Genomic DNA, 11,025 nt, shown 5'->3' with positions numbered 1-11,025 from the left:
ACAACCCCAAACCATTCATCTGGACAGCCAGTGCTTCGGACATCCTGGCCAAGGTCACCAGAGCCAAGGCTGCATTGGCTGCGATCTCACGATAAGTACAGAACAGAGGCGCGCACCACACTAGCGATCAGCTTGGGCGTCTGCTCGAGCCACCGGAATGCACGGCGGCGGGATAATGCCCGCCTCCGCTTGCCCTGGACTCCGCCTTGACGAACGTTCCCGCCCACCCCGGCCCGCTCACTCCTGAAGACTTCGACGCGCTCGACGATGAACTCGACCACATGCGCGAGCAGCACGAGGAAATCCCGCAGTGGGAGTTCTGCGAGGGCTTCCTGGCAGCCCTGGTCTGCACGCGCCGCGAAGTCCCTGCCGATGATTACTGGCCGGTGCTGCTGGGCGACCACTTCCGGCCCATGGAGCATATGGAGTTCGTCTGGCGCTGGCGCCGGCGCTGGGAGGAAATCGCGTTCGCGCTGGACCAGCCGGTGGAGGAACTGGAAGACGAGCGGACCTACCACCCCGAGGCCCTGGACACGCGCGGCGCTGTCCTCGCGCTACCGGCCGAGCAGCGCGCCGACAACGACCTGCAAGACCTGCCCGCGTATGCGCAGGTGTGGGCCCTGGGATTCATGTACGCCGTGGAGAGCTGGCCCGAAGACTGGCTGCCTCCGCGCGACGCCGAGGCGGCGGAAATGCTGGACGCGGCGCTCGAGGACATCGTCGCGCTGACGGAAGACGACACCAGCGAACCCACCGTGTCCATGTACGCCGAGGACGGGCCGCCAAGCGTGAGCGATGCGCGCCTCGACCAGGTCGCCGCGGCGATCTGGGCTGTCTATTCGCTGCGGCAGTTGTGGCGCAGCTTGGGCCCGCGGACCGGTCCGGTGCGCAAGGCGCAAGAGGTGGGGCGCAACGACCCCTGTCCCTGCGGTAGCGGGAAGAAATACAAGAAGTGCCATGGGGCGGGGTAGGACGAACCGCGGCACCGACGCCCGCTAAGGGTCGGAAGCGGACGAATCGGATCGATTACAGTCCTGGGTACAAAGAAGGAGAGAGGGTCTTATGAAGAAGCTCGCATCGAGCATGATCGTCATAGCGCTGTTGGCTGGCTGCGCGTCCGTGAAGATGGAATCCAAAGAGGCGTCCGCCAAAGCAAAGCAATTTGCCGCCCCCCCAGCAGGCATGGCGGGCATCTATGTTTATCGGGACAGCTTCGTCGGCAAGGCGCTGAAGAAGGATGTCTGGCTGGATGGCAAGTGCGTCGGCGAGTCTGCGCCGGACACCTTCTTCTACACGGAAGCGTCTCCGGGCAAGCACACGCTCTCTACCGAGTCCGAGTTCTCCCCGAACGATCTGGCCATCATGGTGGAAGCCGGCAAGAACTACTTTTACCGCCAATTCATCAAGTTGGGGCTGGTCAAGGGTGGCGCGAATCTGGAAGCGATGACCGACGAGCAAGGCAAGGTTGCCGTCGCCAAACTGGAGCTTGCCTCGGGAGGTGCGTGCAGCGGGACCTACTCGAAATAGCGCAAGCTACAACTACAGCCCTGTCAGCGCCGCCACATCGCCAGGTGTGGCGGCGTTTTCTATGTGATTCCGGTTCACGGCTGCTTCCGGCCAGAGCAGACCTCTTCAAGCGGTGCTCAGCCAGGCCGCCGCTGCCGCGCCGTTGTTCGCGCATGCGTCCCGGTCCTTGCGCCCCACCAAAGAAGTGAACTACAGTTCATTGCTCTTGAACTGCAATTCATTCCATGGCCTACCGCCGCACCGACAGTGTCGAAGCGCGCCTTGCCGACAACCGCAACCGCATCCTGGCCGCCGCGCGCACGCTGGTGGGAGAGGGCGGTTGGCCCAACGCGCAGGTCAGCCACGTGGCTGCCGCCGCGGGCCTGGCCACTGGCACCGTCTACCGCTATTTCCCGTCCAAGGCGCATCTGTGCGTGGAGGTGCTGTCCACCGTGTCGCAGCGCGAGGTGGACGTGATGCGTGCCATCGCGGACGGCGCCGGGCGGCCGGCGCAGCGCCTGCATGCGGCCGTCACAGCCTTCGTGCAGCGCGCCATGCGCAACCGGCGGCTCGCCTACGCGCTGATCGCCGAACCGTGCGAGCCGGAGATCGACCAGGCACGCCTCACGTACCGCCACGCCATCAGCGAGCAGATCGTGCGCATCGTGCGCGACGGCCAGGCCGCGGGTGATTTCCGCGCCTGCGTCGATGCCCGCATCGCGGCCACCGTCATCGTCGGTGGCTTCATGGAAGGGCTGATCGGCCCGCTGTCGCCGCTGAACGCCGACTTCGGCGCGGCCGGCGGCCAGGACTCCTTGGCCGTGCAGGACCTGGCGGGCGAGATCGCCAACCTGTGCTGCGCTGGCATTGGCGCACCGCGCGGCCGCGTCGCGCGGCTGCCGTCCGCGTCCTCTTCGTCTTCTCTCCCGTCCCGACACGCCACACGCAAAGCCGCATGAACGCTTCCATCGCACCCGGACAACTGCAGCCCGCGCCGGCGGCTGCTCTCCGCCATGCCACGCACGTGGTGGAGAACCAGGCCGCGCCCGCCGCCGGCTTCAACGCCTTCGACGGCGACGTGGTGCTGAAAGCCGCGCTGCTGCGCGACGCGCCCTGGGCCGCGCGCTGCGCGTCCGCGCTCGGCCAGCTCGCCGGCGACGCCGAAGTGCAGGAGCTCGCGCGCCTGGCCAACAAGCACGTGCCCGAGCTCAAGACGCACGACCGCTACGGCAGCCGCATCGACTGGGTGGACTTCCATCCGGCCTGGCACGCGCTGATGGAGCTGGCCTGGAAGCACGAGGTGCATTCGCTGGCATGGAACGCGAAGGGGCCGCATCCGCACGTGGCGCGCGCCGTGCAGTCGTACCTGTGGAACCAGGTGGAGCACGGCGTCGGCTGTCCCACCGGCATGGCCTACGCGTCGTACGCGGGCTTCCAGCACGAGCCGGCGCTGAAGATCTGGGCCGACAAGGTGCGCGGCACCGGCTACGAGTTCAGCCGCAGGGAGGTGGCGCACAAGCCCGCCGTGGTGATCGGCTACGCCATGACGGAAAAGCAGGGCGGCTCGGACCTGCGGCAGACGCAGACCACGGCAGCGTTCTCGCAGTCGGCCGACTACCACGGCGCCACCGCGCACTGGTACGAACTGACCGGCCACAAGTGGTTCTGCTCGGTACCGCAGTCCGACGGCTTTTTCACGCTGGCGAAAGTGCAGGGCGGGGTGACGTGCTTCTTCCTGCCGCGCACGCTGCCCGACGGCAGTTTCAACCGCTTTTTCATCCAGCGGCTGAAGGACAAGGCGGGCAACCGGTCCAACGCGTCCAGCGAAATCGAGCTGGCCGGCACGCTGGCCATTCGCGTCGGGCCGGAAGGCGGCGGCATCCGCGAGATCCTGTCGCATGCGCACCTCACGCGGCTGGACTTCGCCGTCGGCTCGGCCGGCCTGATGCGCCAGGCGCTGACCCTGGCGCTGAACCACAACGGCACGCGGCACGGTTTCGGCACCCCATTGGCGCAGCAGCCGATGCAGGCCAACGTGCTGGCCGACATGGCGGTGGAGGTGGAGGCCGCCACGCTGCTGGCGCTGCGCGTGGCGCGCGCCACCGACGCCATCGGCGCTGATGCCGTGGAGACCGCGTTCGCGCGCGTCGCCACGCCCATGGCCAAGTTCTTCAACTGCTCGCGCGCGCCGGCCGTGGCCTACGAGGCACTGCAGTGCCACGGTGGCAACGGCTTCGTCGAGGAGAACCCGATGGCGCGCATCTACCGCGAGGCGCCGCTCAACAGCGTGTGGGAAGGCACGGCCAACATGATGTGCATGGACGTGCGCCGCGCCATGCGCAAGGACGTTTCCTGCCGCGATGCGCTGTTCGCCGACTTCGCATCCGTCGCCGGCCAGCACCCCGGCTTCGACGGTTTCGTGCGGCATCTGCCCGCGCTGCGGCAAGGCGCGCGCGGACGCGATCGTCGCGCGCGCGCAGGTGACGGCAAGCTGAGGAGGCCCTTCGACAGGCTCAGGGCGAACGGTCTCGGGCGAGCGGCTCAGGGCGAACGGCCTCGGCTGAAGGTTCTCAGTCCTGCGCGTTCAGCGCTTCGCCCACCGCGTTCACCATCGCATCGAGCTCCGCCGGCGTGGTGATGAAGGCCGGCGCCATCTGCAGCGTGTCGCCGCCGTAGCGCACGTAGAAGCCTTTCTCCCACAGCCGCATGGCGACTTCGAACGGACGCCGTGCCGGCTCGCCCGGCAGGGCCGCCAGGGTCAGGCCGGCCGCCAGGCCGCAGTTGCGGATGTCGGTGACGTGCTTGGCGCCCTTGAGCGAGTGCACCGCGTTTTCGAAATGCGGCGCCAGCTCGCGCACGCGCTGGACCGCGTTCTCGCGCTCCAGCAGGTCCAGCGAGGCGATGCCGGCGGCGCAGGCCACCGGGTGCGCGGAGTAGGTGTAGCCGTGCGCGAATTCAATGGCGTAGGGCGGGCCGCCCGCGTCCAGGAAGGTCTGGTACAGCTCGCTCTTTGCCACCACGCCGCCCATGGGGATGGCGCCGTTGGTGACCTGCTTGGCGAAGCAGATCAGGTCGGGCGTCACGCCGAAGGCTTCCGAGCCGGTCCAGGCGCCGGTGCGGCCGAAGGCGGTGATCACCTCGTCGAAGATCAGCAGGATGCCGTGCTGGTCGCACAGCTGGCGCAGCCGCTGCAGGTAGCCCTTGGGCGGCACGATCACGCCGGCCGAGCCGGCAAAAGGCTCGACGATCACGGCGGCGATGGTGGAGGCGTCGTGCAGGTTCACCAGTTCCTGCAGTTCTTCGGCCAGGTGCGCGCCGTGCTCGGGCATGCCGCGGCTGAACGCGTTCTGCGCCATCAGGGTGTGCGGCAGGTGGTCGGCCGCCACGCCCTCGCCGAACATCTTGCGGTTGCCCACGATGCCGCCGACGCTGATGCCACCGAAATTGGCGCCGTGGTAGCCCTTGGCGCGGCCGATCAGCCGCGTCTTGCCGGCCTGGCCCTTCAGCCGCCAGTAGGCGCGCGCCATCTTCAGCGCGGTGTCCACGGCGTCGGAGCCGGAGTTGGTGAAGAACACGCGGTCCAGGCCCTCGGGCATGCGTGCGGCGACGCGCTCGGCGAGCTGGAACGCGCCGTGGTGGCCGTACTGGAAGGCCGGCGCGAAGTCCAGCCGCGTCAGCTGCGCCGCCACCGCCTGCGCGATTTCTTCGCGGCCATGGCCCAGGCCGCAGGTCCACAGGCCAGACAGGCCGTCGTACACCTGGCGGCCGGCCGCGTCGCGGTAGTAGCAGCCCTGTGCCTCCACCATGATGCGCGGGTCCTGCTTGAACTGGCGGTTGCCGGTCTGCGGCATCCAGTAGGCGTCCAGCTGGGCGGCGGTGAGCGCCGGGGCGATCGAGGGCAGGTCATGGAGGTTCATGGAGCGCATGCTGCGCTTGCCGGTTTCGTGCGTAAACTGCTGTGATTCACAGTTCAGTTTCATGGGATTGAAACTTTCATGGTCAAGAAAGCCCTGCTGGGCCAGGTCAGCGACAGCGACATCCGCCTGCTGAAGATCTTCAAGGCGGTGGTGGAGTGCGGCGGCCTGTCCGCTGCCGAGCTGGAGCTGAACATCGGCCGCTCCACCGTCAGCCGCCACGTCAAGGACCTGGAAGAGCGGCTGGGCCTGGTGCTGTGCCGGCGCGGGCGCGGCGGCTTCGCGCTCACGCCCGAGGGCCAGCGCGTCTACCAGGGCGCGCTGCAGCTGCTGGGCGCGATGGACGCGTTCCGCACCGGCGTGGGCGACCTGCACGCCGAGCTGGTCGGCACCTTGGGCCTGGGCCTGTTCGACAAGACGGTGAGCAACCCGGCCGCGCGCATCGCCGACGCCGTGCGCGCGTTCCGGCAGCAGGCGCCGCAGGTGGCGCTGGACGTGACCGTGGGCACCCTGAACGACCTGGAGGCCGGCGTCATCGACGGCCACGTGGCGATTGCCGTGGTGCCCGACCACCGGCGCTCCGACAGCCTGGACTACCTGCCGCTGTTCGGCGAGGAAATGCACCTGTACTGCGGACAGCGCCATCCGCTGTTTGCGGCGAATGGCGGCGCGGCCTGCGACTGGGACGCGGTGCGCGACTGCGACTACGCCGGCCTGACCTTCCACTCGCCCAACATGGAGGCGGCGCACCGCTTCGGCCTGCGCCGCCGCGCTTCCGTCACCGACCAGGAAGGCGTGGCCACGCTGATCCTGTCGGGCTGCTATGTGGGCTTTCTGCCCGGCCACTACGCCGAGTCTTTCGTGCAGGCCGGCAACATGCGGCGCATCGGGCCGGCGGACTGCGGCTACGCGGTGCAGTTCGTGGCCATCATGCGCCGGGCGCCTGCCGCGTCGCGCGCGGCACGGGCGCTGTGGGATGCGCTGGCGGGGGCGCACGGCGCGCGCTGAGGCGCCATTCGGCCACCGCGGTACCCAGCCCCAGCAGCGTGACGGCGGCACCGGCCGCGCCGAGCCCATCGAAGCCCCAGGCGCTGTCCAGCATCCGCCCGCCCAGCCAGGCGCCCAGCGCGTTGCCGACGTTGAAGGCGGCGATGTTCAGGCTGGACGCCAGCGTTTGGCCGGCGCCCTGCGCGCCCTTGAGCACGCGCATCTGCAGCGGCGCCACGGTGGCGAATGCCGCCGCACCGAGCACGCCGACATAAAGACCGACGGCCCAGCCGCTGTGCATCACCAGCGGCAGCACCGCCAGCACCGCTGCCAGCAGCGCCAGCGATACCAGCACCGAGGCAACGGGCGCGCGGTCCGCGGCTTTTCCGCCCAGCAGGTTGCCGATCACCAGGCCCACGCCGAACAGCAGCAGCACCACCGACACGGCCTGCTGCGACAGGCCGGTCACCTGCACCAGCAGCGGCTGGATGTAGGTGTAGGCGCAGAACACGCCCGCGAAGCCGAGCACCGTCATCGCTAGGCCGGCCAGCACCGCGGGCCGGCGCAGCACGGCGAGCTCTTCGCCGAGCGAGGTGGACAGCGGCGCCGGCGTGCGCGGCAGCAGGCAGGCCAGCAGCAGCAACGCGACCAGCCCAAGGACGGCGACGGCCCCGAAGGCGGCGCGCCATCCATAGTGCAGCCCCAGCAGGGCGCCGGCCGGCACGCCCGCCACCGTGGCCACGGTGAGGCCGAGGAACATCAGCGCAATGGCCGAGGCCCGCCGATGGGGCGCGACCAGCTCGCCGGCCACCACCGCGCCGACGCCGAAGAAAGTGCCATGGGCCAGCGAGGTCAGGATGCGCGCCGCCATGAGCAAGCCGTAGGACGGCGCCAGCGCGCAGGCGATGTTGCCGAGCGTGAAGATGGCCATGAGCGCCATCAGCACCGTCTTGCGCGGCAGCCTGCGCGTGAGCAGGCTCAGCACCGGCGCGCCGGCGGCCACGCCCAGCGCGTAGCCGGAGATGAGCAGTCCCGCCGTGGTGATGGACACGTGCAGGTCGGCGCCCACCTGCATCAGCAGGCCCATGATGACGAATTCCGTGGTGCCGATGCAGAAGGCGCCGGCGGTGAGGGCGAAGAGGGCGAGAGGCATGTCGTGGTGCGCAGGAATGACGGATGCCGTACTGTGCGGTCCACGGTCGCTGCTGACTAGAATGCACCAGCGACATGCACTTGTGACTTGAATTCAGGAATCAACCATGCCGCGTCCCGACGCCAACCGCTTTGCCGACATGGAGGCCTTCGCACAGGTAGCCGAGCGCGGCAGCCTGTCGGCGGCGGCGCGCCACCTCGGCATGAGCCCGTCGGCGCTGAGCAAGCTGCTGACCCGGCTGGAGGCGCGACTGGGCGTGCGGCTGGTGCAGCGCTCCACCCGCCAGCTGCAGCTCACCGCGGAAGGCGTGCAGTTCCATGAGCGCAGCCGGCGCGTGCTGGCCGACCTGGACGAGGCCGAGCGCAGCGTCGCGGCGGGTGCGCCGCGGGGCCGGGTGAGCATCAACGCCAGCAATTCGTTCGGCCACCGCGCCCTGCTGCCGCTGGTGCCGGCGCTTACCGCGCAGTGGCCCGAGCTGGTGCTGGACATCACGCTCACCGACCGCGTAGTCGACCTGATGGAGGCGCGCGCGGACATCGCCGTGCGCTGGGGGCCGCTGCCGGCGTCCAGCCTGGTGGCGCGTCCGCTGGGCGAAACGCCGCAGGCGGTGGTGGCCTCGCCCGCGTTCCTGGCGCGGCACGGCACGCCTGCGCGTCCGGAAGATCTGCTGGCGCTCAACCGACTGGGCTGGAATTACCGGCGCGCGCAGCCGGCGTGGCCGTTCCGCGTGCGCGGCCGGCTGGTGGAGATTGCGGAGCAGGGCAACGTGCGCGCGGGCGACGGCGAAACGCTGCGCCACCTGGCGCTGCTGGGCCACGGCCTGGCCCGCCTGTCGATGTACCACGTGGGCGACGACCTGCGCGCAGGTCGTCTGGTCAAGGTGCTGGAGCGCTTCAACCCGGGCGACACGGCGCCGCTGCACGCCGTCTACCAGGGCCGCCCGGACCGCCTGCCGGCGCGGGTGCGCGCCGTGCTGGACTACCTGAGCGCGCATGTGGACATCGCGGCGCTCGGCGAGGGCCGCTGAGCGAGGCGATGTCCGTCGCCGGTTTTCTCAGTCCCGGTGGTAGCCGGTGACCCGCTCGACCTCGTTCCTGCTGCCCAGGATCACGCTCACGCGCTGGTGCAGCTTCGCGGGTGCGATGTCCAGGATGCGCTGCTTGCCGTCGGTGGCGGCGCCGCCGGCCTGCTCGATCAGCCAGCCCATGGGGTTGGCCTCGTACAGCAGGCGCAGCTTGCCGGGCTTGTCGGGCTCGCGCTTGTCCCATGGATAGAGGAACACGCCGCCGCGCGTGAGGATGCGGTGCACGTCGGCCACCATGCTGGCGATCCAGCGCATGTTGAAGTCCTTGCCGCGCGGGCCTTCCCTGCCGGCCAGGCATTCGTCGATGTAGCGGCGCACGGGCGCAGCCCAGTGCCGCATGTTGCTCATGTTGATGGCGAATTCCTTGGTGTCCTCGGGAATGCGCACGTCCTCCTCGGTCAGCACGAAGGAGCCTTGCTCGCGGTCCAGCGTGAACATCACCACGCCGTCGCCCACGGTCAGCACCAGCGTGGTCTGCGGGCCGTAGATGCAGTAGCCGGCCGCCACCTGCCTGCTGCCGGCTTGCAGGAAATCCTGTTCGCTGACTCCCTGGCCGGCGTCGTCGGGTTTCTTCAGCACGCTGAAGATGGTGCCGATGCTGACGTTCACGTCGATGTTCGACGAGCCGTCCAGCGGGTCGAACAGCAGCAGGTATTCGCCCTGCGGATAGCGGTTGGGCACCACGTAGATGCCGTCCATTTCCTCGCTGGCCATGGCCGCCAGGTGGCCGCCCCATTCGTTGGCCTCGATCAGCACCTCGTTGGCGATGATGTCCAGTTTCTTCTGCACCTCGCCCTGCACGTTCTCGCTGTGCGCCGAGCCCAGCACGCCGCCCAGCGCGCCCTTGTTCACCGCGTGGCTGATGCTCTTGCAGGCGCGCGCCACCACTTCGAGCAGCAGGCGCAGCTCGGGCGGGATGCGCCCGTCGACATGCTGCTTTTCGACCAGGTAGCGGGTGAGGGACACCTTGGGGGACATTCGCTCTCCTGGATGGGAAATGCTTTTTTGTCAGCGCAGCTCGAAGGCAGGCAGCTTCTTCGGCACGGCCACGTTTTTCAGCGTGGCGTACACCGGCATGCCGTCCTTGTAGCGGGGATAGTCCTCGCCCTGGATCAGCGGGCGCAGGTAGCGCTTGCAGGCCTCGGTGATGCCGAAGCCGTCCTTGGTGATGAAGTTCGGCGGCATGAACTTCTCGACGTTGGCGACGTCCGCCAGCCGCGCCACGCCGATCTTGTAGCGGTAGGGCGCATCGCTGACACGGTCGATGGTGGGCATCACGGCGTTGTGGCCCTTCAGCGCCAGCTTCACCGCGGCGGCGCCGAGTTCGTAGGCCTGCTTCACGTCGGTCTTGGAGGCGATGTGGCGCGCCGCGCGCTGCAGATAGTCGGCCACCGCCCAGTGGAACTTGTGGCCCAGCGCCTGCTTGACCATGTTGGCGACCACCGGCGCGGCGCCGCCCAGCTGCGCATGGCCGAAGGCGTCGCGCGTGCCCTGCTCGGCGAGGAAGGTGCCGTCCGGGTGGTGGCAGCCTTCGGACACCACCACCGTGCAGAAGCCGTGCTGCTTGACCAGTTCGTCCACGCGCGCGATGAATTTCTTCTCGTCGAATTCCACTTCGGGCAGCAGCACCACCACCGGAATGCCGTGGTCCTCGATCAGCCCGCCGGCCGCGGCAATCCAGCCGGCGTGGCGGCCCATCACTTCCAGCACGAACACCTTGGTCGAGGTCTTGGCCATCGAGCGCACGTCGAACGAGGCTTCCAGCGCCGATACCGCCACGTACTTGGCCACCGAGCCGAAGCCGGGGCAGCAGTCGGTGATCGGCAGGTCGTTGTCGACCGTCTTCGGGACGTGGATCGCCTGCAGCGGGTAGCCCATCGACTGCGACAGCTGGCTGACCTTGAAACAGGTGTCGGCGGAATCGCCGCCGCCGTTGTAGAAGAACCAGGCAATGTCGTGGGCGCGGAAGACCTCGATCAACCGCTCGTACTCGCGCCGGTTCTTGTCGAGCGATTTCAGCTTGTAGCGGCACGAGCCGAACGCGCCCGCCGGCGTCGTGCGAAGCGCGCGGATCGCCGCCGCCGATTCCTTGCCGGTGTCGATCAGCTCCTCGGTGAGCGCGCCGATGATGCCGTTCCTGCCGGCGTAGACGTTGGCGATGACGTCGCGATGCGCGCGCGCCGTCTCGATCACGCCGCACGCCGACGCGTTGATCACCGCCGTCACGCCGCCCGACTGCGCGTAGAACGCGTTCTTCCTGCTCCTGGACGTCGCCATGGCAAGCCTCAACCGGCGGACAGCGCGCGCGAAACGATTTCGGCAGTGTCCGTCGAGAGCCTCGGGGCCGCGGCGACGCGGGCGATGGCGACCCTCGCCAGCTG

General features: G+C 68.9%; 10 protein-coding genes. 6 read left to right on the top strand and 4 right to left on the bottom strand.

Annotated features, from left to right (window positions below; translation table 11 throughout):
• Positions 1 to 206: 206 nt before the first annotated feature.
• The 4 genes from H0U68_RS19785 to H0U68_RS19770 all read left to right on the top strand — a co-directional run bounded on the left by H0U68_RS19785 (position 207) and on the right by H0U68_RS19770 (position 4,144).
• Positions 207 to 971 (top strand): UPF0149 family protein, encoded by a 765-nt coding sequence (locus H0U68_RS19785; RefSeq protein ID WP_296358621.1) that lies wholly within the window; start codon positions 207 to 209, stop codon positions 969 to 971.
• A 91-nt stretch (positions 972 to 1,062) separates the two neighbouring features.
• On the top strand, positions 1,063 to 1,527 hold the full coding sequence (locus H0U68_RS19780) for a DUF2846 domain-containing protein (protein WP_296358620.1): 465 nt from the start codon (positions 1,063 to 1,065) through the stop codon (positions 1,525 to 1,527).
• Between the two features lie 224 nt (positions 1,528 to 1,751).
• Positions 1,752 to 2,465 (top strand): TetR/AcrR family transcriptional regulator, encoded by a 714-nt coding sequence (locus tag H0U68_RS19775; protein WP_296358619.1) that lies wholly within the window; start codon positions 1,752 to 1,754, stop codon positions 2,463 to 2,465.
• Complete coding sequence (locus H0U68_RS19770) at positions 2,462 to 4,144, top strand: acyl-CoA dehydrogenase family protein (RefSeq protein WP_296358618.1); 1,683 nt, start codon at positions 2,462 to 2,464, stop codon at positions 4,142 to 4,144. The genes H0U68_RS19775 and H0U68_RS19770 overlap by 4 nt, the downstream gene beginning before the upstream one ends.
• Here the strand turns inward: H0U68_RS19770 and H0U68_RS19765 are convergent.
• Complete coding sequence (locus H0U68_RS19765) at positions 4,077 to 5,432, bottom strand: aspartate aminotransferase family protein (protein WP_296358622.1); 1,356 nt, start codon at positions 5,430 to 5,432, stop codon at positions 4,077 to 4,079. The two genes, H0U68_RS19770 and H0U68_RS19765, sit on opposite strands and share 68 nt — an antisense overlap.
• 69 nt (positions 5,433 to 5,501) lie before the next feature.
• Here H0U68_RS19765 and H0U68_RS19760 point away from each other — a divergent pair, with 69 nt between their 5' ends.
• Entirely contained in the window at positions 5,502 to 6,428 is a 927-nt protein-coding gene (locus H0U68_RS19760) for a LysR family transcriptional regulator (protein ID WP_296358617.1), read from the top strand.
• Here the strand turns inward: H0U68_RS19760 and H0U68_RS19755 are convergent.
• Complete coding sequence (locus H0U68_RS19755) at positions 6,349 to 7,560, bottom strand: MFS transporter (RefSeq protein WP_296358616.1); 1,212 nt, start codon at positions 7,558 to 7,560, stop codon at positions 6,349 to 6,351. The genes H0U68_RS19760 and H0U68_RS19755 overlap by 80 nt on opposite strands.
• A 106-nt stretch (positions 7,561 to 7,666) precedes the next feature.
• On the opposite strand from H0U68_RS19755, the gene H0U68_RS19750 reads away from it, so the two are divergent.
• Positions 7,667 to 8,587, top strand: a complete 921-nt coding sequence (locus H0U68_RS19750; protein WP_296358615.1) for a LysR family transcriptional regulator — start codon at positions 7,667 to 7,669, stop codon at positions 8,585 to 8,587.
• 27 nt (positions 8,588 to 8,614) lie between these two features.
• Here H0U68_RS19750 and H0U68_RS19745 read toward each other — a convergent pair whose 3' ends face one another.
• Together H0U68_RS19745 and H0U68_RS19740 are read right to left on the bottom strand one after the other, a co-directional pair.
• Positions 8,615 to 9,622, bottom strand: a complete 1,008-nt coding sequence (locus tag H0U68_RS19745; protein WP_296358614.1) for a class 1 fructose-bisphosphatase — start codon at positions 9,620 to 9,622, stop codon at positions 8,615 to 8,617.
• Positions 9,623 to 9,652: 30 nt separating this feature from the next.
• The gene (locus H0U68_RS19740; protein ID WP_296358613.1) at positions 9,653 to 10,921 is read right to left on the bottom strand and encodes a 6-phosphofructokinase; all 1,269 of its coding nucleotides are present in this window, start codon (positions 10,919 to 10,921) and stop codon (positions 9,653 to 9,655) included.
• Positions 10,922 to 11,025 lie beyond the last annotated feature (104 nt).

The sequence above is a fragment of the Ramlibacter sp. genome (genome assembly GCF_013697775.1).
Lineage (GTDB): Bacteria > Pseudomonadota > Gammaproteobacteria > Burkholderiales > Burkholderiaceae_C > Ramlibacter.
The sequence above is the reverse complement of the archived record's forward strand: the minus strand, read 5'-3'. Positions and strand labels throughout refer to the sequence as shown.